Origin of the sequence: Oceanicoccus sp. KOV_DT_Chl (assembly GCF_900120175.1) — a bacterium.
GTDB lineage: Bacteria > Pseudomonadota > Gammaproteobacteria > Pseudomonadales > Dasaniaceae > Oceanicoccus.
On the sequence record NZ_FQLF01000001.1, the window covers coordinates 690,550 to 712,787 of the forward strand.

Annotated in this window: 22 protein-coding genes; 6 read left to right on the top strand and 16 right to left on the bottom strand. The window is 45.0% G+C overall.

Annotated elements, in window-relative coordinates:
• Positions 1–35: 35 nt before the first annotated feature.
• On the bottom strand, positions 36–488 hold the full coding sequence (locus tag UNITIG_RS03165; protein ID WP_101757056.1) for a molybdopterin cofactor-binding domain-containing protein: 453 nt from the start codon (positions 486–488) through the stop codon (positions 36–38).
• A complete protein-coding gene (locus tag UNITIG_RS03170) occupies positions 485–991 on the bottom strand; it encodes a (2Fe-2S)-binding protein (protein ID WP_101757057.1) in 507 nt (168 codons plus the stop codon). Before UNITIG_RS03170 ends, UNITIG_RS03165 begins: the two co-directional genes overlap by 4 nt.
• Positions 992–1,248: 257 nt before the next feature.
• Here UNITIG_RS03170 and UNITIG_RS03175 point away from each other — a divergent pair, with 257 nt between their 5' ends.
• A complete protein-coding gene (locus tag UNITIG_RS03175; protein WP_145999069.1) occupies positions 1,249–2,082 on the top strand; it encodes a hypothetical protein in 834 nt (277 codons plus the stop codon).
• On the opposite strand, the gene UNITIG_RS03180 is transcribed toward UNITIG_RS03175, so the two are convergent.
• Together UNITIG_RS03180 and UNITIG_RS03185 are read right to left on the bottom strand one after the other, a co-directional pair.
• Positions 2,077–2,556, bottom strand: a complete 480-nt coding sequence (locus UNITIG_RS03180; protein ID WP_159931066.1) for an FHA domain-containing protein — start codon at positions 2,554–2,556, stop codon at positions 2,077–2,079. The genes UNITIG_RS03175 and UNITIG_RS03180 overlap by 6 nt on opposite strands.
• A 35-nt stretch (positions 2,557–2,591) precedes the next feature.
• Entirely contained in the window at positions 2,592–2,915 is a 324-nt protein-coding gene (locus tag UNITIG_RS03185) for an FHA domain-containing protein (protein ID WP_101757060.1), read from the bottom strand.
• Positions 2,916–3,243: 328 nt separating this feature from the next.
• Between UNITIG_RS03185 and UNITIG_RS03190 the strand changes: the two genes are divergently transcribed.
• Positions 3,244–4,305, top strand: a complete 1,062-nt coding sequence (locus tag UNITIG_RS03190; RefSeq protein ID WP_159931067.1) for a diguanylate cyclase domain-containing protein — start codon at positions 3,244–3,246, stop codon at positions 4,303–4,305.
• Here UNITIG_RS03190 and ylqF read toward each other — a convergent pair.
• From ylqF to UNITIG_RS03205, 3 genes are read right to left on the bottom strand one after another with little or no spacing between them, the layout of a single operon-like run.
• Positions 4,297–5,223 (bottom strand): ribosome biogenesis GTPase YlqF, encoded by a 927-nt coding sequence (gene ylqF / locus UNITIG_RS03195; protein WP_101757062.1) that lies wholly within the window; start codon positions 5,221–5,223, stop codon positions 4,297–4,299. The two genes, UNITIG_RS03190 and ylqF, sit on opposite strands and share 9 nt — an antisense overlap.
• 58 nt (positions 5,224–5,281) lie before the next feature.
• The gene (locus tag UNITIG_RS03200) at positions 5,282–7,729 is read right to left on the bottom strand and encodes an EAL domain-containing protein (RefSeq protein ID WP_101757063.1); all 2,448 of its coding nucleotides are present in this window, start codon (positions 7,727–7,729) and stop codon (positions 5,282–5,284) included.
• A 17-nt stretch (positions 7,730–7,746) separates the two neighbouring features.
• Positions 7,747–8,220, bottom strand: coding sequence for a YfiR family protein (locus UNITIG_RS03205; RefSeq protein WP_159931068.1), 474 nt, complete (start codon positions 8,218–8,220; stop codon positions 7,747–7,749).
• A gap of 471 nt (positions 8,221–8,691) precedes the next feature.
• Here UNITIG_RS03205 and UNITIG_RS03210 point away from each other — a divergent pair, with 471 nt between their 5' ends.
• Both UNITIG_RS03210 and UNITIG_RS03215 read left to right on the top strand, forming a co-directional pair.
• Entirely contained in the window at positions 8,692–9,756 is a 1,065-nt protein-coding gene (locus UNITIG_RS03210; RefSeq protein WP_159931069.1) for a DUF2806 domain-containing protein, read from the top strand.
• A 186-nt stretch (positions 9,757–9,942) separates the two neighbouring features.
• Positions 9,943–11,028 carry an MBL fold metallo-hydrolase gene (locus tag UNITIG_RS03215; protein ID WP_101757066.1) on the top strand — a complete coding sequence of 362 codons (1,086 nt, stop codon included), beginning with the start codon at positions 9,943–9,945 and terminating at the stop codon, positions 11,026–11,028.
• Positions 11,029–11,054: 26 nt separating this feature from the next.
• Here the strand turns inward: UNITIG_RS03215 and UNITIG_RS03220 are convergent, their stop codons facing one another.
• Positions 11,055–12,206, bottom strand: a complete 1,152-nt coding sequence (locus UNITIG_RS03220; RefSeq protein ID WP_235015231.1) for a patatin-like phospholipase family protein — start codon at positions 12,204–12,206, stop codon at positions 11,055–11,057.
• Between the two features lie 94 nt (positions 12,207–12,300).
• On the opposite strand from UNITIG_RS03220, the gene UNITIG_RS03225 reads away from it, so the two are divergent.
• The gene (locus UNITIG_RS03225; protein WP_235015232.1) at positions 12,301–12,621 is read left to right on the top strand and encodes a Rieske (2Fe-2S) protein; all 321 of its coding nucleotides are present in this window, start codon (positions 12,301–12,303) and stop codon (positions 12,619–12,621) included.
• Positions 12,622–12,696: 75 nt separating this feature from the next.
• On the opposite strand, the gene UNITIG_RS23030 is transcribed toward UNITIG_RS03225, so the two are convergent.
• The 8 genes from UNITIG_RS23030 to UNITIG_RS03265 form a co-directional block, all read right to left on the bottom strand.
• Positions 12,697–13,320, bottom strand: coding sequence for a secretin N-terminal domain-containing protein (locus UNITIG_RS23030; protein ID WP_101757067.1), 624 nt, complete (start codon positions 13,318–13,320; stop codon positions 12,697–12,699).
• Positions 13,321–14,232 (bottom strand): GNAT family N-acetyltransferase, encoded by a 912-nt coding sequence (locus tag UNITIG_RS03235; RefSeq protein ID WP_101757068.1) that lies wholly within the window; start codon positions 14,230–14,232, stop codon positions 13,321–13,323. It abuts the gene before it with no gap.
• A complete protein-coding gene (locus tag UNITIG_RS03240; RefSeq protein ID WP_101757069.1) occupies positions 14,216–15,382 on the bottom strand; it encodes a cupin domain-containing protein in 1,167 nt (388 codons plus the stop codon). The genes UNITIG_RS03235 and UNITIG_RS03240 overlap by 17 nt, the downstream gene beginning before the upstream one ends.
• 58 nt (positions 15,383–15,440) lie before the next feature.
• Positions 15,441–16,805 (bottom strand): adenylosuccinate lyase, encoded by a 1,365-nt coding sequence (gene purB, locus UNITIG_RS03245; RefSeq protein ID WP_101757070.1) that lies wholly within the window; start codon positions 16,803–16,805, stop codon positions 15,441–15,443.
• A gap of 111 nt (positions 16,806–16,916) precedes the next feature.
• Positions 16,917–17,543, bottom strand: a complete 627-nt coding sequence (gene hflD / locus UNITIG_RS03250) for a high frequency lysogenization protein HflD (protein ID WP_101757071.1) — start codon at positions 17,541–17,543, stop codon at positions 16,917–16,919.
• On the bottom strand, positions 17,540–18,655 hold the full coding sequence (mnmA, locus tag UNITIG_RS03255) for a tRNA 2-thiouridine(34) synthase MnmA (protein ID WP_101757072.1): 1,116 nt from the start codon (positions 18,653–18,655) through the stop codon (positions 17,540–17,542). Before mnmA ends, hflD begins: the two co-directional genes overlap by 4 nt.
• A gap of 40 nt (positions 18,656–18,695) precedes the next feature.
• Positions 18,696–19,136 (bottom strand): NUDIX hydrolase, encoded by a 441-nt coding sequence (locus UNITIG_RS03260; protein WP_101757073.1) that lies wholly within the window; start codon positions 19,134–19,136, stop codon positions 18,696–18,698.
• Positions 19,137–19,176: 40 nt separating this feature from the next.
• Positions 19,177–19,791, bottom strand: coding sequence for a pseudouridine synthase (locus tag UNITIG_RS03265; RefSeq protein ID WP_101757074.1), 615 nt, complete (start codon positions 19,789–19,791; stop codon positions 19,177–19,179).
• Between the two features lie 203 nt (positions 19,792–19,994).
• Here UNITIG_RS03265 and UNITIG_RS03270 point away from each other — a divergent pair, with 203 nt between their 5' ends.
• Entirely contained in the window at positions 19,995–22,223 is a 2,229-nt protein-coding gene (locus UNITIG_RS03270) for an NADP-dependent isocitrate dehydrogenase (protein WP_101757075.1), read from the top strand.
• Positions 22,224–22,238: the final 15 nt, after the last annotated feature.

Here is a 22,238-nt window from a genome sequence, read left to right on the forward strand (position 1 = left end):
GTAGGTTAACTGTTGCTGGTTACTTGTGTTGCTGATTACCCCGTTGTTGGTTTTACAAAGCTCAGGGCTGATCCCCAGCGTTGTGCGGCGGCTGAAATTAATAGCGAGCGAGCGGTCGCTCCCGCCTCCCGTAAACTATCCCAGCTACCTCTTACGCTGGTACTGCCACCGGTCATTTGATTGTAATTAACTGGATCCATAAACGCTGGATGAATACCACTCAGTTGAATCTCCATGCGCCCAGGATCAAAGTCGAGTTCTTCACCTAAAATAGTAGGTAGGGCAGTCATGACACCTTGCCCCATTTCAACTTTATGTAATTGAAAAATAACCCGGCCATCTTCAGTGATTTGCAGCCAGGCATTGGGTTGGAAGCTATCGGCCAAAACATTGGGGAAGGGGGGAGTAGCAGATAACCCAAAGCCAATAATTAATCCGCCACCTAAAACACCGGAGCCGATTAAAAAGTTACGTCGACTTAAACTCATGAGTATTTGATTTCCTTATTGCTAGCCGCGCTGGGGTCGAACAGCTGGACGCTAGGCGTTGATTGATGGGCGAGGCTGGTAATTGCTGAAAGAATGCGGGGGTAAGTTCCACAGCGACAAATATTTCCTGCCAGTGCTTGTTTGATTTCGTCTTCGGTTGGCTGGGGGTTGCTCGCCAGTAGCGCTACAGTACTCATTATTTGGCCTGATTGACAATAGCCGCACTGGGCAACGCTATGTTCAATCCACGCTTGTTGTACCGGGTGCTCCCCACCCAGCCCCTCTATGGTCGTTATATTTTTACCATCAATGGCGGCAACAGGAAGAATACAGCTACGACTAGCTTGGCCGTCTATCAGGACGGTGCAAGCCCCACATAACCCGGCGCCGCATCCAAATTTGGTACCGTTCAGTTGGAGGTGATCACGCAGCGTCCATAGAAGTGGTGTGTCTGCGGCTATATCTACGGAGACGGCTTCTCCATTGAGAGTAAAAGAAAACATAATAGACTCGTAAAGTTTTGAAAGGTCAGCTGATAAAGGAATTATACCTCTATAAGATGGTGATTTAACGGTATGGGAGAAGTGAATGCAAATTACAATATTCTCATTACCGGTGTTACCGGTTAATCATTAGTCATCTTAAAATAACGGCAGTAATTTAGGATATAAAAGTGATTGTCGCTGCAGAGTTTGCAATAGCTACGTATCCTAACCTTAAAACGATCAGTTTAGCTTCAATAATAAAAGGTGAAACACCAATGGAAGATAAGACGGTAGTGGCGGCTAAATTTTTTGATAATGCGACAAGTAGTCCGGCTCTGGATACTTTTGCCTATGGCTTGATTGTCTTGCTGCTCTTATTGCTAGCGACATTATTTATTGCTGGCCGAGGTAAAGATACCCGAATATATGACGCGAAGTTGGCCTGGGTAAGGGCGTGGATATATTTTTCAGTGTGTTGGTTATTGAGCTGGGTTACCGGCGTGTTACCTACTTTGCTTAACGCGGAAATAATGAATCTTGACCATTTATCTCAACTGGGGTGGCAGCTTTATATGATCACAGCCTGGGTGATTGTATTGTTTGGTTATCTTTATATCTGGCCGAAAGGGACTGTTACTTACGGTAGGAAATTATATCCACTGTCCACTTTGTTTATTGGCGTTGTTTGGGGGCTTAGTGAGGCACAATTGTTTTTGTCATTTTGGGCAGTTGGAGAACAATTTATTGATCAGCGATGGTTAATAGCACTATTTACTTATTTGCTTGCGTCAATGTCGAACGGGCCGTTGCATTTATTGTATTGGGATCGTTATGTGTCACCTGATCATAATATTTATGAATGGAACATGAAGAAAGTAGGTCTTGCTCATAGCCCCAACTTACTTATCTCGCTTGTGTATTTAGTGGTGTGGGGAGACTTATGGATTTATATGATGTGGCCAACCTTTGCTCTTATTGCCTGTGCTTATGCGCAAAAATTTCCTGCGCCATGGGATAGGCTTGCTCATGGTGAGCTGGAAGCACAGCTGGGCTTGTGTAAGGTAAATACGTTATCACTGGCTCCTGAGAAACGAACAAAAATGCTATAGCATTCTAAAAATGAGGTTTATCTGACCTAATTCTATGAGATCGTTATTATTTAGTGCTGCCTCAGTTATTGGCTGGCTTCGTACTTTACTACCATTTCTGGAGTCTTCATCAGTTAAGCCCCAGTGACCATTGTTATAAAAAACACAGGCGTGTCGAGACGATATACTGGGGTCCGTAAGCTGAATTGTGCCGGTATCCGCTCGACCGATATTCCATATTTGTTGCTCTGAACTCAACTGCAAGCCAATAATTCTACCTTCATGTTTTCCTGAAATAACGACTAATGCTGCAGCTAAGGATTGCTGATCCTTCAGACTATTAGCAATCAAGCTATCAATAACGCTATCAGGGTAGTTGTTGATAGGGGCAGGGCTTTCAATTTTATTGTTATCCTGTAATGACCAGCTTGGTGGCAGCGCGTAGGCTTCACGTACCGCAGTTTCATCCAGGTTGGAAAAACCACTGATGATCACTACCGAGGACTGGTCTTCGCTGGCGTTTGCGGGTTTTAAATTCTTTGAGATAACCGTTCGATCGGGCTTGCAGCGGGAACTACATGGTAAGCAATGCTATCAAATTGAATGACATCGCCTTCATTGAGTATTTGTGGCCGATGGAGCTTGCTGTTATTAACATAAGTACCATTGGTTGAATTCAGGTCTTCAATAGTGAGCTGGCCATCATCTACCGTAATTCTGGCGTGTTGGCGGGATGGATAGCCATGGCGGAGCACAATATCCGCACTTTTATCACGGCCAATACTCATGCAGGCTTGGTTTATTTCAAATTCATCATCGCTGTCCAGGGCGATGAGTTTATAGGTGGTCGCCATTAATTTAGTGTCCGCTCTTATTCTTTTAAAGCTATTTAGTGGCCATTTTATCCGAAATTAGTTATAGCTCCTACGGTTAAAAATTAAGGGAGAGTTAAGATTTGTGCCCAGATAGACCGGGTAGCCCTTCATTGAGCCCCTCAGAGCTGACCATGCGTCCCTGTATTTGGCCCGTTTATCGAGAACCAGGTCATAATTTTTCACAAATGTTCAGTATTTAACAGAACTTCTCCCCTGTAAGGCTATTATTAATTCATATTATCGCCACTAGTTTATGGGTCACACTATGCTTGCTAAAACGAAGCCACCAAAAGTCAGGGTTTTGATCGTGGATGATTCGCGTGTCATCAGAATTGCCGCCAGCAAGATGTTTGGTGATGAGTTTGATGTGGTACTGGCTGTAGATGGTGCCGATGGGTGGGACATCATCCAGCGCGATCCGGATATTCAGGTGGTATTTACTGATCTGGTGATGCCGGAAATGGATGGTTTCGAGCTGTTGAAACTGATTCGAACCAGCAGCAAAGACAAAATCAGTAATCTTCCAGTGATAGTTGCCACCGGTGCAAATAACCCTGAAGTGGCCAAGCAGAAAGCCATTAGCCTGGGCGCGACTGACTTTATTACCAAGCCCTTTGATGCTACTGCAATTCGTGCCAGGGCAGTATCCTACGCTCGATTACATCAGGCCAATCAGGCACTGCAGCAACAAACCACGCTCGATTTACTGACTGGTTTATTAAACATAAAGGGGTTGGAGCAGCAGCTTGGTAAAGAGATTGCTTTCGTCTCGCGTCATCAGGCCTGTATGACTGTAATGGCGGTTGAGTTAGATGGCTTTAAAGATATGTTTATTCGTGTTGGCCGCGGCGGGGCAGAGGCTATTATTAAAAAAGTCGCTAATGTATTAATGGAGACCGTACGTAAGGAGGACACGGTGGCTCGTACCGGGGTGGCGAGTTTTGCCATTACCATGCCATTGGCGCAGGGCAGTAATGCGCTGGAATTAGCCGATAGGCTTTGCCAGAATGTCGAAAACTTAAAGGCGCGTTTAGATGGCAAGAAAATGGATATTACCGTTTCAGTTGGCGTCTGTGTGATAGATTCGGCCAGTGGGGTCGATGTTGATTCAGTACTTAATGCCAGCGAATTTGCCTTGGAACAAGCCTCTACGTTGGGCCGCAGTCAAATGTATCAAACGAGTATGGCCCAATACCTGGTTGAACAAGCACGACTGGCAGGCGATTCGTTTTCAATTGATGATCTATTACATCACTTAAAGGATGGAAATGAACAGGCGGTATTACCCTATTTGGACGTGGCGCTTGAGCGTTTGGAACCGTTTGTTAAATTGTTGTCCTGGCAGCAGAAGCAACGTCTATTAGGATAGTTTGTTCTTTTTGTGCGCATTTTTTCGGGCCGCTTTTTTTGCTGCGCGCTCAGCAATTTGCGCCGCCACTTCCAATTTCTCCTGTTCAATTTGTGCGGGGGTTTCTAATGTGATTCGGCCAATCATGCCTGAACGCAACTCGTTTAATAAAATGGTTGAAATTTTTTCCAGGTCGATGCGGCCCCCCGATCTGAGGCAGCCACGTTTAAGGCCGATTGTTTCTAAAAAATCAATTTCTGTCGTGGGCAGTTCATCCAGTTGATAGCGCTTTTTCAGTAATTCAGGGTAATTGCTTAGTAAAAAATCTGCCGCAAAAAAAGCCACATCCTCATAATTCATCGCGGTATCTTTAATTGCGCCAGTTGTTGCTAGACGATAGCTGCCTTTTTCACTTTCTACTTTTGGCCAAAGCATCCCCGGGGTATCAAATAACATAATACCATTACGTAAATTAATCCGTTGCTGGCCTTTGGTAATAGCAGGTTCGTTGCCGGTTTTGGCGATAGATTTACCCGCCAGTAAATTAATTAACGTCGATTTACCAACATTAGGGATACCCATAATCATCACATGAATATCATTATGACCACGGTCTCTGGCAGGGAGTAACTGCCGGCAAAGTTCTGTTAGCTGGCGTACTTTTTCCGGTTTTTCAGTTGTGAGAGCGAGAGCTTTTACGCCTTGTTTTTGTTCCAGGAAACTAAGCCATTCTGCTGTTAGCAGAGGATCAGCCAGGTCACTTTTCGTCAGGACTTTAATGCAGGGTTTTTCACCTCGCAGTTCCGTAATCATCGGGTTTTCACTGCTGTAAGGAATGCGGGCATCCAGCACTTCAATGATGAGGTGAATCTGAGGCAGTATTTCTTTAACCTCTTTGCGAGCCTTGTTCATATGGCCCGGAAACCATTGGATACTCATAGTTTGATCTCGGTTCAGCCGCGGTAATTATCATTAAGTGCTTGGCTAATTAGATTTACTAAGCCTGATTAGCTCGTAGTGACTCAAAAGAAAAGTTTCTACAAAATTCTTCAATTTCTTTAGCGGGTAGTGGGCGGCTAAAATAATAACCTTGCCCATAATCACAGCCGCAGCTTTCCAGAAATTGCAGTTGCTCTTCTGTCTCTACACCCTCGGCAACAACTTCATAGTTAAGATTGTGTGCCATAGCGATGACAGCAGCCGTAATCTCCATGTCGTCTTTGTCGTGAGGGATATCCATCACGAAAGAGCGATCAACTTTTACAATGTTTACAGGTAGGCGTTTTAAGTAACCCAGAGAAGAATATCCGGTGCCAAAATCATCTATTGAAATAAGGATGCCTAATTGTTTGATGGCCTCAAGGGTTAATAGTGCCTGATCAAGGTTTTCCATTAGCACAGTTTCGGTTAATTCAACCTCAAACTGTTGTGGCGCTAATTTAAATTGTTTCAGTTGGCTATCAATAAACTTGACTAAGCCTTCATCCTGAAATTGTTGAATTGAGAGATTAACTGTCATGACCGTATTGATATTAATAAGTTCTTGCTCAATCATCGAGCGTAACTGCGCACAAGCTGCAGTGATTACCCAGCGGCCTAAAGGTATGATCAATCCGGTTTCTTCTGCTGCAGGAATAAATTCAACTGGACTGACTGGGCCGCGTTGCGGATGTTGCCAGCGGATCAGCGCTTCAAAGCCGGTAAGAGTACCATTTTTAAGATTGAGTTGTGGTTGAAAGGCAAGGGAAAACTCATTGTTGTCGACAGCTAGCCGCAAATCTTTGATCAGTTGCAAATGATCCATCAGATCAGTGTTCATTTGGGTGGTGAAAAATTGATAATTGTTGCGGCCATGATCTTTAGCGCGGTATAGCGCTAAATCAGCATTTTTAATTAGCTCTTCAGCGTTTTGGCTATCATCCGGAGCCATTGAGATGCCAGCACTTGCTGTAATACGAATTTCAATTTCATTTAAGTGGATGACGTTTCTCAGGACTTCCAGTACTTTCTCCGCAACATTAGACGCGGCTATCGAATTGTTTATTCCTGGTAGGATGATGGCGAATTCGTCGCCGCCCAAACGGGCAACTGTATCGCTTGCCCGAACGCAAAGTTGCAAGCGTTCTGCCACAGTGGTGAGTAATGAATCACCAGCATCATGCCCGAGTGAATCATTTATATTTTTAAAATTGTCCAGATCAAGCAGGATCAGGCCTAGTTTATTACCCTCTCTATTAATATTATTGGTCACGTATTCAAGGCGGTTGCGAAATAATCGGCGATTGGCAAGGCCGGTTAACGTATCATAGAACGCCATTTGTTCTAATTGAACCTGGGCATTTTTAATGTCTGATATATCTGTAATTGTGCCCAGATAGCCAATTGGTTCGTTTTCTTGCCGTTTAAGTAAGCCGACAGAACCACTAATCCATTTTATTTTGCCATTATCTTTTAGGCGGCAGCTAATATGTATTGATTGCTTGCTTTCAAGCATGGTTTGCCATTTGTTTTTGATAACATTTTGGTCATCTTCGTGAACGGCGGCTAGCCAGCCGCTGTTAATAATGTTTTCGTTTGGCAGGCCGGTAATTATAGATAGCTCTTCATTGGCGTAGATAAAAAGGCCGTTATCATCGAGTTGAAATATACCTACTTTGGATGAAGTGCTAATTAATCGAAATTTCTCTTCACTTTCTCTCAGGTTGGCGTCTTCCTGTTCAATAACATCCAGCATTTGATTGAAGGAGTCTACGACTTGCCCAACTTCGTCATTGCTGAGTTTTTCAGCGCGGCGGGTATAGTCATCTTCTTCGGCGATAATACGGGCAGTTTCCTTTAAAGAGGATAGCGGTCTTGATATGCGCTTTGAGAAGGTACGGGCGAGTGAGTAGGCAATCATCGAGGCAATAAATGAAACGATCAACATCACTAATACATGATTGGTTTGTCGGTTTTGCAAGTCCTTGGTGTTCGACTTTAAATACAAGTAGCCAATGATGTTATCGTCAACATAAATAGGCTGAATAATTTCGATAAATTGTTTATTGCTTGAATTTAAAACTAATGTTTTGGTAGGTGTGTAGCTGGGGCAATTAATATCATTGTTCGGGTAATTTGCTAGCTGGCCTTCTTTGTTAGTAAGGCTGTTGGGTGAAAATTTATAGATGCAGGCTGCTACAATCGTTTTTTGTAGCTTGAGTGTCGATAGATTGTTTTCTGCCAAACTTGCGTCATCAAAAATAACTGCGGCGCCACTTCGGTTACTGAGTACCGAGGATAGTATGGTTAGTTCATTCTCTAGTATGTCCTGAAAGTTATAGCGGTCGTACAGAATGATCGCAGTCATAGCGATGATTAGGCTTACTAAGCTGGTTATTACACAAAATAATGTCAGTTTTTTAGCGAGAGGTAGGTTGCGAATAAAACCGGTGGTGGTAAATATCATGATATTGCTATCGGACCCTATTTAACGATTTTGGCAATTTCTAACAGGTTGCCACTGATTTCAAAGCCGGTCGCTTTAGCTCTGGTTAAATTAATTTGTAGCTGTACATTATTGTCGACGACAACAAGGCTGATAAGTCCTCCATTATCTAAAAATTGCATATTTTCACCCACTAAAAGCTGCGGATACCTGGAGGCTCTATCAATTAATTTGGGGTTGCTGCCAGCCTTGTGGCTAAAAAAAGTGATATGACAATTATTGATCTCATCAGTGGTTGCTAAAAGCCGAACATTTATAGGCAGACCCTTAGCAGTCCGCGTTGTTAGTTTGTCCAAATAGGTATCAAAGGGGTTGTTGCCTACGATGCAGATATTGGTGGCTGCTTCAGGAGTATGAGAGGCTGGCCAGTTAATAAATTTAATGAGGTTATAAAGGTATGCGGCCTTTATTTTGTATTCACGAGCGAAATTTTCTTCAGCGATTGTAAGCATCGGCGAAACCAGCAGAGTGACCCCACATAAAATGATGCTTATGTATTTTACCAGTCTATCCATTGTCACTATGGCCCTGCATATTCGGGCCTTTATCCTTTGACGGTTGCTTAGAGTACAACGGCTTGGTTTATATTTTTCATTGGCTGGCCCCTTGAATGTGCGGATTTACAATGACTTATCAGTATAGTTTGATAAATAGCCAAAGCGCTATAGGTACTTCCCTCATTGAAATCTCAATAATGGAGCTTTTAATAGAGTAGTATTAACCAACAAATAATGCGCAAAGTGTCAATTCTATGACTATTTGTTATAAAAGTCGGCTATATTAGTTGATTTGAGCTACATTTGAAAATTATTAAGCTCAGGGCTGTTAAATGGCCGGGTTGACTTATATTGTATGTACCAAAATTAATCAGTGGAGCCTGATTATATAATAATTAAATGGGTATGGATGTGGGTGTACAGGTAATGACAGAAGTAGACCGAGTGAATGATTTCCGTGATGATTCCATCAAGGAGCAGTGGTTAGATAAGCTTTGGCAGCATTTATTTGATGGTGATGCAGGCGGGTTGATGAGCCCTGGTCAGATACGACGCGAACACCGCAATCGAGAGCGTGTACGTCAGTTGGAGATGGCATCTATTCTGGAGGTTGAGCAGGAGCTAAACGGCATACATCGAGGACAAAAGTCATTAGATGAGCATGGCAATCTTATTGATACGCCGAATATCGAGACCATCGCTACTCATCAGATAATTGAAAATACGGCTGTTGATCAATCTTTAGATATTGGCACGGATGGCCCTGCGGCGATGCTGAGGTCAGTGGTTAAAGAGGTCAGTGTAAGGGATCTGGAGCGCTCACTGAATTTACGTAAAATAGCTATTTTAGCCGAAAGTGAAATTCTTGGAAGTGTAGTCCGTCCTATTAGCAACCAGCCAGTCAATGCAGAGTGGATGATACGCTGGCGTGAATCAGCGGAAACGGTCTTCAATCCAGAGTTGCAGTTGTTTTGGGCTCGAGTACTTACATCGGAAGTTGCTAGTCCTGGAAGTTATAGCTTGAGCCTGCAAGCTTTATTACTGCAGATAAGTGCTGAGGACCTGGGTGTCATCCGTGTGGGCAGTCAGTATGCATTTGATGATTTTATTTATGATGCAACAGGGGGCTACTTTAATACAGGTGTTCATCAGGGATTTCTCGATGTGATGGAGGACTTGGGTCTGCTCAATGCTGACTCCAGTTCGCGGAACATTGGCAGTAATAGCCCTAACGCCTTCTCTGTTGTGCTGTGTTGCCATAGTAAAGGGTTAAGGATCGATCACGCTGATCGAAATAAGCAGTTAGTATTGCCTGTATTCAAGCTCAGCAGGGTCGGACGACAACTGTTGCAGCTCTGTGATGCCGATGCGGATGTTGCGTACTTGTTTGATCTCGCCAAACGTATTCAGCAGCAGGGGTTTAAAGTGGCGCTGGGGGATTTGTTAGTGAAGGGGGATACTCGCCACTTTGTTGAAAAAATGGTGTTGTGACAAATTAATCTTGCTGTAGCTGCTAACACGCTTAACCTCGGGCGTGCTATTGGTTTAATTAATCTTTATTATTGTCATGTGTTTTGTACTCCGGTTACACCTTCATGTCTCTCCAATCCCTGTTGTTTGCTTATTTTGCACCCTCTATAAGCTGGCTGCTGACTTTACTATTGTGGATCAACGTTAATGACCAAGCTGACTTACCCCTTTACTGATTTGCCTGAACCCGGTTGCACCCTTGAGGTTGCTGATGGCGTGCGCTGGCTGCGGATGCCATTACCGATGGCGCTGAACCATATAAATCTATACCTATTGGAAGATGATGACGGTTGGTGGATCGTAGATACGGGTATCAAATGGGGTGAGGTAAAAACACTGTGGCTTGAGATTATTCGTAATGAATTAAAGGATAAGCCGATTAAGGCCGTATTGATAACCCATAATCATCCTGATCATATCGGTCAAGCAGGTTGGCTTTGCTCAGAATTTAAAGTGCCGTTATATATTACTGTCGGAGAGTATTATACCGCTCGTGCATTTTCAACGGTAACGGCTGATCACCTGGATTGGACTTCGCGCAGGTATTACCTCAGCGTGGGCTTTGATGACGCTTATTTTGACAATATGAAAAGTAATTTTCAGGGTTATGGGGCAGTTGTTGAACCTATGCCGAATGCTTTTCGTCGGCTTGAAGAAGGCATGCTACTCACCATCGCGGGCCGTGAATGGCGGGTAGTCATTGGGCGTGGGCATTCTCCCGAACATGCTTGCTTGTATTGCGAAGAGTTGCAGTTGTTATTGTCCGGAGATCAGGTGATCCCCAAAATTACATCTAACGTCAGTGTTATGCCGGTTGAGCCGGAAGCTAATCCACTGGCAGATTGGCTGGCGTCGCTAGAAAAACTAAAGTCGATTCCCGATAGCACATTAATTTGTCCGGCTCACAACACACCATTCCGAGGTTTACATGCCCGTTTAAATTACTTGATTGAGCATCACCAGGATCATTTGCTAGCGCTGGAAGAGGCCTGTGTCGATGCGAAAACTGCATTGCAATTATTGCCGGTTTTGTTTAAGCGCAAGCTGGATGCATCACAAATGATGATGGCCATGGGGGAGTGTGTTGCGCACTTGAATTATCTGGTGTCTGAACAAAAATTAAGAATCGAAGATCGCGCTGGCGTTTATTATTATTTATCGATAGATCCGACGCTGGAACAAAGAGCCCGGCCGGGAACACATCACCGGGATGATGCGCCCATGCAGATATAATTTTAGTTTGGGAATGAGACTGCTATCTAATTATCCAGAAACTTTTTAATCTCTTCAGCCTGAGCTAAGCCATCCCTATAGCCAAGATCAATTAAGTGCTTACAAAAATCCGGTGTAAATAATAAATAGCTGGCAATATTGACGCCGCCATTATTTGTGCCGCCGCTCACTTTTAAGAATGTACGAATACTACGGGGCAGGCTGCTGATATGTTCATCTGCGAGGGTGTCAATATCTTCGGAGGGTGAAATAATATGGAAATCGATTGGTTTTAACGTTCTGCCTTCCTGATTAGTGATTTCAGCTGAACTGAGTTCTAGCAGGCGGTTCATCTGCTCCAATAATTCGATATCGGTTTCCAGGCTATCAATAAAGGCGCTGTTTAATAAATGGCCGATAACTTGTCCAAATGCAGGGGAGTGAATTCGGCTGTGTGGTTTTTGATATTCTTTTTTGTGGCCACTGGCACTGATAATCAATACTTTGTCGGCACCTAAATGCAAAGCAGGGCTGATTGGCGTTAGTTGCCGCAGTGCTCCGTCACCGTAGTAGTTGCGGCCGATACGTTGTGGTGGAAAAATTGTCGGGATGGCAGTTGACGCCAGCAAATGCCTTAGTTGTAACGGCGTTGGAATACCTTGGCGCCGCCAACGATGCCAGTCGGCTTTACCTGGCCCGCCTTGGAAAAAGGTCACCGACACGCGCTCGGTGTAGTTCATAGCGGTGACGCTGACCGCGGTTATTTTTTTGTTTTGCAGGTTGCGACCAATCCCGGAAAAATCTATCTTTTCCCTTAACAGTTGCTTCAGGGGAACATTGTCCAGTAACGCGACTGGCCGGCCTACAGCAATTCCCGAATTAAAAATAGATAGTAATAAGCGTCTGGCATTGCGCAGGATTCCAATCCAGTCGCTGCGATAAATTTTGTCGGTATTTAGATCAAGCCAAAGTTTTTCCAGGGCAGCACAGGAGTGTTTGAATTCATTTTCATTGCTAGCCAAGGCGACGGCATTCAGCGCTCCCGCAGAAGTACCGCAGAGGATGGGAAAAGGGTGGGGATCATCTGTAATAGTGGCCAGTGCCTTAAGTACGCCGACCTGATAGGCGGCGCGGGCACCACCGCCTGGTAAAATCAATGCGGTCTGGCTGTTGTTATCCAGTGTTGTAGTCTCTTCCAATGGGAATCTCAAGCCTTAGTGTTTTTCATTACTTGCAGTTTAACCCGATATTGCCTATTTTCCACCCATGTAATTTATTAAGTATTGGTCGCGTATGGATAATTTGCGTTTTTATACATTGGAAAAATTCATTAATTTATATGATGGCTATAGAAAGGTCTTTAAAATTGATCATTATAATTTGATATTGTTGCAGCTGGATGGTCAACGATATTTATTAGAAAGTACTTGCCCACATCGTGCTCATCCGCTTTCCGAATCGGATATAAGTGGTGCTGAACTACGTTGCCCTCTGCATGGTTATAGATTCAATATCGCCAGTGGTGATTTGGTTCATGCTACTGAAGAGACTTGTCGAGGTCTTAAAAAGTATGAGTTGGTAGAACGTGAAACCGATATCGGCGTGATGCTTTAGTCGTTAGCGTCGATCAATCATTGACAGGACTGATTTTTATAAATAATTGATTGCGGCGGTTGCCGTAGGTTTTTGTCACTTCGTTGCTGGTTTGCGGGAGCTGCTGATAGTTAGCCATTGATTAATAGGGCCTTCAATTTGTTGTTGTTGTAGAGTAAATCGCCCATTAACCAAGGTTTGCCATTTAAAGTCTATGCTAACGTAATTTTGCGCGGAACGAATATTTAATGATAGATACTCCTGTTGTACCGGTGCGGTTTCAACGGGTCTCCATAGCAGCGCCCCGTGATTGATTTTCTGTGTCTGTTGTTCCCGACGCATAATCATTGGTGTGTTTTCGACAAGGGTATATTGTTGTTGGGCGAGTGTGCGGGTATTCGTTGAATGGTTGGTTTGCTTGTCAGTGGCTGGTGGCTGGCTGCTGATTTCAACATGGAAACGCCGGCTCGGTTGATCTACTTGTAACAGTAACTCTTGTATTTGGTTAACGACCCCTTGCTCGCCACGGATGATCAGTTTTCCACCTTCGGCTAGTAATTTAACGTCACCGGGGTAGATTTTTTGCAATGCTGAAGCTAGCTCGCTGGCGGGTTTGTAGCTTGGTTGGTAGATGTCGGTTACCGTATCGGCGGCTAATAGACCGGCCGTGAGCAAAAAAGCTATCACGATAACTAGCCTAGCCAAAAATATTTTAACCATTCAGATCTCCAGTAGCCGCAAGTTTTTATCCTCGCTGGCTCGTTGCCATAGATCATCAAACCAAACAATATGGTTGTTGGTCACGGGTTTGTTGTTGTAATTGCCCCAGCATTTTTCAGGTTCTTTAATTGATTGGCTGATCATTGCATACAGATCAGCAATAATCAGGTTGTTTTTAATGTCATGGGGTGCAGCATTGGTGCGTCGCAGCAAAATGTTACTCGACAACCGGCGATGTAAGTTGAGGAGGCGATGACCACGGCGGCTGATATTGTGACTATCAACGATTAAAATCCTTATTTCAGAGTAGCGGCTTTTCCGCGCCAGCGCTGAAATACAATCGGCCATTGCATCAGTGTCAAAGGTTTTAGGATCCAGATCGTAGGAGAGTATGCGCAGGTATTTACTACATTGCTGAATCAGTTGAAGCGCCTCGGCGGGGTGGTTGTTAATAGCAAAGTTGCCACCATGTAATCCTAACAGCCGGTGTTCAGCGATTTGTTTACGCATGGAAAGATGCGGTATGCCGGCGTCTAAAAATTCCTCACCGTAAGTGGTAAATCCTTCTCGCTGATAAAAATCAATCGCATGGGTTTGGGCGTATAAATACACTTCATAGTATTGATTTATTCGAGCCTGTTGCAGTGCTGACTGGAGCAGTAGTCGGCCGATACCCTGCTGGCGGTAGTTTGGCAATACTGCCATGCGCCCGATGTGGCCATCGCCTAGCATTCGGCATGTGCCTATGGCTTTTTCATTATCCATCGCCAGCCAGTGCGAGGCGGTGGTGTCATGTTCGTCCCATTCAAGTTCTATTGGGACGTTTTGTTCCTGAATGAAAACAGTATCCCTTACTGCGCGGAGTAAATCCCGGTCTTGTTCCCAGTCAGCGGCTCTAATCGCAATGCTCATCGTCGAAATATACTATCCCTTGATTAAATAAATCTACTAACAGGTTAAGACTTTGCGGGTCACTTAGCAACGGTTGCATATGGCTAAATATCAAGGGTTGGTGGTCGGCGAGAACTTCAATTAACTGTGCAGATGCGGCGCCCTCGGCACTATAGGTTTCACCGTTTATGTAGAGCTGGTGCGTTCCGTTTTGCTGGCTGTAGGCAAAGCGAGCAGCGGGGTTGCGCAGCAGAATATTCTGTTGCTCAAAGCATTGTAAAAAATCGGTATGGCTTAAGGCCTGATTTTCAAACAGTGATTGTTCTTCCGGATATTTTTCCTGCGTCATATAGCGGCCAAACCAATCCACAATTTCAGCGCGGTTCGTTAGCATTAAGTTTAGGATAGTTTGTACGCGATCAATGGCTTGTTCGGTAATCTCGCCGCTATGGGTTTGCGGCGTTAGTTTGGCATCGCTGTAACGTTGTTCAGCGGTCATGTCCGTAATTTTTTCATCACAAAAATCAGATAACAATTCAGCATGGCTGGGAGCACGAAACCCGATAGAGTAAGTCATGCAGTCATTATCATTAGCAATACCCCAGTGGCCATAGCCGGGTGGAATATAAAGCATGTCGCCCGGCTGCAATAATAATTCTTGTTGGGTATTAAAATCGTCTACTAGTTGCAGCGCGTTGTTGTCTTGCAGCGGCGTTTTTGAGTCATATTGTGGACCGATTAGCCAGCGTCTTGACCCAGCGCCTTGCAAAAGAAAAACATCGTAGTTATCAAAATGCGGGCCGACCGATCCCCCACGCGTCGCATAACTCACCATTACGTCATCGATACGCCAGCTTGGAATAAAGCGGAAATGGTTGAGTAGTTCCGCAACTTCGGGTACCCAGTGATCGACAGCTTGCACTAATAAGGTCCAAGGACCGTCGCCAAATTGTTGAAAGTCAGATTCAGCAAATGGGCCGTGATGCAATTGCCATTGATTGTCTGTGGCAGTCACTATGCGCGATTCTATTTCTTCTTCACAAGCTAGTCCTGCTAATTCATCAGCACTTACGGGGTTGCTAAAATCAGGGAAGGCTTGCTTGATCAGCAGTGGCTTTTGTTGCCATTTGTTGGCAAGAAACTGTTCGATATTAAAATTTTGAATAGGCATGGGGTGTATTGAATAGTGACCAGATAAAAAGAAGCCCCGCAATGCGAGGCTTGATCAGTTATATATTGTTGGCTTGATCTATTGCATTGCCAATATAGCTAGCCGGTGATAATTCCCGTAATTCGGCTTTAGCTTGTTCGGGTATATCCAGCGTATCGACAAAGGTATTCAGCGTTTCGCGATTGATGGTTTGGCCTCGAGTCAATGCCTTCAGTTTTTCATAAGGCTCTTCAATATTGTAGCGACGCATTACGGTTTGAATGGGTTCGGCTAATACTTCCCAGCTGTTATTTAAATCGTCTGCTAGCCGCGCTGGATTGAGTTCAAGTTTACCTAACCCTTTCATTGTTGCTTGATAGGCAATTAAGCTGTAACCCATACCCACCCCCATATTGCGTAAAACGGTGGAGTCGGTAAGGTCGCGCTGCCAACGGGAAACTGGAAGTTTGCTGGCCATATGACTGAGAATTGCATTGGCTAAGCCGAGATTACCTTCTGAGTTTTCAAAATCAATGGGGTTAACTTTGTGGGGCATAGTCGATGAGCCAACTTCACCAGCAACCACTTTTTGTTTGAAAAAACCCATCGAAATATAGCCCCAGATATCGCGATCCAGATCTAATAAAATAGTATTGAAACGAGCCATCGCATCAAACAGCTCGGCAATATAATCATGGGGTTCGATTTGGGTGGTGTAAGGGTTCCAGTTGATACCCAGGCTCTCTACAAACTGCTGGGCATTAGCTTGCCAGTCAATATCGGGATAGGCAGAAATATGTGCGTTGTAGTTACCTACTGCGCCATTTATTTTACCTAACAATTGAACCGAGCTGACCTGCTCAACTTGACGTCGCAGACGAGCAACCACGTTAGCAAATTCTTTGCCCATAGTTGAAGGGCTAGCTGTTTGGCCGTGGGTGCGCGATAGCATCGGTGTGCTGGCATAGTCGTGACTGAGGCTGACCATTTTGTCGATGATGGCATTCATTTCAGTCAGCATAAGGTCACGGCCTTCTTTTAACATCAGTGCATGCGACAGGTTATTGATATCTTCGGAGGTGCAGGCAAAGTGGATAAATTCATTGACAGCATTGAGCTCATTATTATCGGCGATAGCGTTTTTTAAAAAATACTCCACCGCTTTGACATCGTGGTTGGTCGTTTTTTCGATATGCTTGATCGCTTGTGCATCGCTCTCGGAAAAATTGTCTGCCAACTTGTTTAGCAGCGCATTGGCTTCAGCGCTGAATGCGGGTACCTCTTGTATCTGTTGGTGGGCAGCCAGACATTGTAACCAGCGTATTTCTACAATCACTCGGCTTTTAATTAAACCGAACTCGCTAAAAACGCCGCGTAGCTGTGCAGTCTTGCTGCCGTAGCGGCCGTCAATTGGAGAAATGGCGGTGAGAGCTGATAATTCCATGAAATGGTCCTAGGTAATCGATGGTAATAAAAAATCGGGTTGTCGAAAGGGCGCTAATCATACAGCAACTGTGTGCTGATTTCAGGTAGTGTGGGCCAACTTCAGCCCAGTTTATAGTGAATCAAGTAACTCTCTGGCGGTTGTGATTAAACGCTGTCTGCTGAGTATTAAATGCCAGCGCTTGCCACCACTCTGCCGCCATAACACCGAGCCACGAATTCCCGCCAGCAGTAAAGCGCGGATGTTGTTGGCATTGGTAGTATTTTGTAGCTGTTGGGCACTCCCGCTTATTTGAATACGGAACTTAAAGGTACTGAGAGTATCCTGATAAATGGCGGCTATATTGGCGGTGGTTGAGTTGATGTTGTCACTGAAGTGCTCGGCTTTAAGGGCGGTATGCTCCAGTCGGCTGCGGATTATTTGCAGTAGCTCACTTTTGGCGGAAAGCTTTTTTTCCAGATAGAGCATACCCATTGTATAGCGCACCACCGTACGGTATTCGTTACGGCTATTGCCGCCGAGAATGTCGCTGAGCAGTTGCAGGCCTAATTTAACCCCGTGCACGCCGCTGTATACGTCAGCAGCATTGTCCGGGTCAAATTGGAATAGACTGTTAATTGAGGGGTTAAAGCTTTCAGCGGCAGCATTCCCTGTACGCGCAATTTGATCCACCAAATAGGCACTTTGTAATACACCCGCTAAAGCGATGGTTTGAGAGATAGTCGCGCTATTGTTCAAATGGTTACCGTAGTTGAAAGGTTGTAGGCTTTTTCGATGACGCCACCGCCGAGGCAGCAGTCATCAACGTAGAGTACCACTGACTGGCCTGGGGTAATGGCACGTTGGGCCTGTTGAAAAACGATTTGATAGCCGCTGTCAGTGGCTCGTACCTGGCAGCGTTGGTCGGCTTGGCGATAGCGAACTTTGGCCATGCATTCAAACGGAAGCTCAGGCCCGTTGCCGTCAATCCAGTGTATTTGGCTAGCGTTGAGTGCTTGTTTAAAGAGGCGAGGGTGCTGGCTGCCCTGAGCGATAATTAGTACATTTCGTTCCAGGTCTTTGTCTACTACGTACCACGGCTCTTCGCTGGCCCCTTTGACGCCGCCAATCCCCAGTCCTTGCCGCTGCCCTATCGTGTGGTACATCAAGCCGCTGTGTTCACCCATGGCATTGCCCTCAACATCTTCGATATTACCTGGTTGTGCAGGTAAGTATTGCTGGAGGAAATCTTTGAATCTGCGCTCACCAATAAAGCAGATACCTGTGCTGTCTTTTTTGTTATGGGTAATTAAGCCATGTTCTTCAGCCAGACGGCGAACTTCCGGTTTTTCCAGTTCGCCAACGGGAAATAAAGTTTTGGCAATTTCATGACCGCCCACGGCATGGAGGAAGTAACTTTGGTCTTTGTTACAGTCCAGCCCCTTAATTAACTGTGCAGTTTCGCCATGGCCCCGCTTGCGGGTGTAGTGGCCGGTGGCAATATAATCAGCACCAAGCGTTAACGCATAATCGAGAAACGCTTTAAATTTTATTTCGCGATTGCACAGAATGTCAGGATTGGGTGTGCGACCAGCTTTATACTCTTGCAGAAAATGTTCAAAAACATTATCCCAATATTCGGCTGCGAAATTAGCGGTGTGTAAAGGGATGCCAAGCTTGTCCGAAACCGATTGGGCGTCAGCCAGATCGTCTTTGGCGGTGCAGTATTCGGTGCCATCATCCTCGTCCCAATTCTTCATAAATAAGCCTTCCACCTGATAGCCCTGTTGTTGTAACAGCAGGGCGGATACGGAAGAGTCGACCCCGCCGGACATACCGACGATGACTTTGATTGGTTTGGGGTGGGTCATATTTTAGTCTAAAGGGTTATGGTGGGTGATGATGGCGGTTTTAATCGTACACTAAATCCAGTGGGTAGCGGTGCCCAGCCAGGTATTGTTCAATAGTGCGGATAACCATCGGCGAGCGCATTCTATCCGCCACGGCTAATACTTCTTCGTAACTCATCCATACTGCCTGTTGAATCCCCTCATCTAGTGGCTGCTGAGCATCATGAGCCACAGCTTTGGCGTGAAATGTGGTGCGATGGTAAGTTGTATCATTATGGGGTGAGGTATACAAACCTACTCCCACAACCCCTATTAGCTCTACAGTCCAGCCAGTTTCTTCCATGGTTTCACGGATGGCTGCTTGCGCCAGGGTTTCGTTCGGATCCAGATGCCCCGCAGGTTGGTTAAAAACCAGTTCGTTATTACACAGTTCTTCTACCAATAGAAATTTACCGTCTTGTTCCACGATGGTCGCAACGGTGACGTGTGGCTGCCATTCCATTTATCAATCCCAAAAATAATTCTTGTCTAAAAATCGGCGATTATAGCTTTCCATGGCGCTTAGGTGTACGTTTTCGCGGTTTAAAATGTTTGTTTGGTAGTTTTTTACTGGATGAGTGGAGATTGTGTTCAGCAAATTGGCCCGGTGCTAGTTGCTGAATATGCCAGTCACCAATGCGAGCACGAATAAGTCTAAGGGTAGGAAAGCCTATAGCTGCAGTCATTCGCCTTACTTGTCTATTGCGACCCTCGGTAATGGTGAGTTCAAGCCAGCAGGTAGGAATAGTGGCGCGCGCTCTAACCGGTGGGGTGCGGGGCCATAGGAGTGGTGGCTCAATTATCCTTACCTGTGCAGGGCGGCAGGGTCCGTCCTTGAGTATGATGCCCGTGGTTAAGGGCTTAAGTTGGATTGTGCTGGGAATCCCTTCAACTTGAACCCAATACGTTTTCGACATCTTGGTATTGGGGTGACTAATTTGGTGCTGTAGTTGCCCATCATCGGTTAATAGCACCAGGCCTTCAGAGTCATAATCCAGCCGGCCAGCGGGGTATACGCCTTTTAGATCGATGAAATCTGCGAGAGTAGGGCGGCCTTCTTTATCAGTAAATTGACATAGCACATTGAAAGGCTTGTTAAGCAGAATAATTTTGGCCATAAGGGCATAAAAAAGCGCTAAGTGATTGTTTTAGCAATACTATCATCTATCGCCAACGGTCGCTTGCTGGTATACTCGCCGGCGCAAAATTTGTAGGGTCAGCCGCTGATCAATTATTGATCGCTGCGCAGCCAAGAGGCGGGAACAGCCTTAAGATCCTAGATTCCAAGATCCTAGACTTCAAGACTTACCGGGAATTAAGCATGACTGATATATCCAAGATTATTTATACATTGACTGATGAAGCCCCGGCATTGGCGACCTATTCGCTTTTGCCAATTGTAAATGCGTTTAGCAACGTGGCTGGAGTGACAGTCGAACCTAGGGACATCTCTTTAGCGGGAAGAATTATTTCCAGCTTTCCAGAAAATTTAACCGCTGAGCAAAAAATTGATGATGCACTGGCTGAATTAGGTGAGCTAACCCTGAAGCCAGAAGCCAATATCATTAAGTTGCCGAATGTGAGCGCGTCTATTCCTCAGCTGAAGGCTGCAATCAGCGAGTTACAAGCACTAGGATATAATATTCCCAACTACCCTGAAACTCCATCTAGCGACGTTGAAGAAGATATTAAATCACGCTATGCCAAAATATTAGGTAGCGCAGTAAACCCGGTATTACGTGAAGGTAATTCTGATCGACGCGCTCCTGCGTCAGTAAAACAATTTGCGAAGAAAAATCCACACCGCATGGGGCCATGGAGTCAGGCGTCACGCACACACGTTGCTCATATGCGCGGTGGTGATTTCTTCTCCAGTGAAAAATCAGTCACTGTTGAGCGCGACTGTGCTGTTCGTATTGAATTAAATAAAGCAGATGGCAGCGTTGAAGTGCTCAAAGAAAAAACCGATTTACTAAAAAGTGAAGTGATCGACGGTATGTTTATGAGCAGAAAAGCGTTACGTCGCTTTTTTGAAGAGCAAATTGAAGATGCTAAAGAAACCAATCTATTATTTTCTTTGCATGTTAAAGCGACCATGATGAAGGTGTCCCACCCGATAGTGTTTGGCCATGCTGTAACAGTGTTTTACAAAGATTTATTTGAAAAACACGCTGAGACTTTTGCGGCATTGGGTGTTAATCCAAATAGTGGACTTGGTAATGTTTACGAAAAAATTGAGCAGTTGCCATTATCACAGCGCGCTGAAATTGAAAGTGATATTCAAAAATGCTACCAAAACCGTCCAGAAATCGCGATGGTAAATTCTGATAAAGGTATCTCCAATTTACATGTGCCCAGTGATGTAATCGTTGATGCATCTATGCCTGCGATGATTCGTGATTCGGGTATGATGTGGGGAGCTGATGGCAAATTAAAGGATACCAAAGCGGTTATTCCTGAAAGCACCTATGCAACAATTTATCAGGAAGTTATTAACTTTTGTAAAACCCACGGTGCCTTTGATCCTACTACCATGGGTACAGTGCCTAACGTTGGCCTTATGGCGCAGAAAGCTGAAGAATACGGCTCGCACGATAAAACGTTTGAAGTGCCTAGCGATGGTGTGGTGAAAGTTATTGATGATCAGGGCAATGTTTTGCTCGAGCACTCAGTCGAACAAGGCGATATCTGGAGAATGTGTCAGGCCAAGGATGCTCCCATTAGAGACTGGGTGAAGTTGGCTGTTAATCGTGCACGTGCTTCCGGTATGCCAGCTATTTTCTGGTTAGATGAAGAGCGCGCTCATGATGCTCAATTAATGCTGAAGGTTGAGCGTTATCTGAAAGACTACGATACCGATGGCTTGGATATTCGCATCATGGCACCTGTTGTGGCGATTCGTTTTACCATGGAGCGTTTGATTCGTGGACAGGATACTATTTCAGTAACCGGTAACGTATTACGCGATTATTTGACAGATTTGTTCCCGATTATGGAATTGGGTACCAGTGCCAAGATGTTGTCAATTGTGCCGCTAATGAATGGTGGCGGTCTGTTCGAAACGGGTGCTGGTGGGTCTGCTCCAAAGCATGTCCAGCAATTCGAAGAAGAAGGGCATTTACGCTGGGATTCATTGGGGGAGTTTTTAGCGCTGTCTGTTTCGTTGGAAGATCTTGCTGATAAAACAAACAACGCGAAAGCTAAGATATTGGCGACTACACTGGATCAAGCTACAGCTGAGTTATTAGATAATAATCGCTCTCCTTCACGTAAGGTCGGCGAGCTGGATAATCGTGGTAGCCACTTTTATTTGGCTTTGTACTGGGCGAAGGCTTTAGCTGCTCAAAATGAAGATGCAGAGTTGCAGGCTGTATTTGGTAAGCTGGCAGCTAATTTGTCTGAAAACGAGCAGGCCATTGTCGCTGAAATGAATCAAGTTCAGGGTCAGCCGACTGATATCGGTGGTTATTACCGTCCCAATCAAGAGCTGGCGACTAAAGCTATGCGTCCAAGCGCGATATTTAATACTGCCTTGGAAACTTTTAGTTAAGCCATGTTTTTCAGT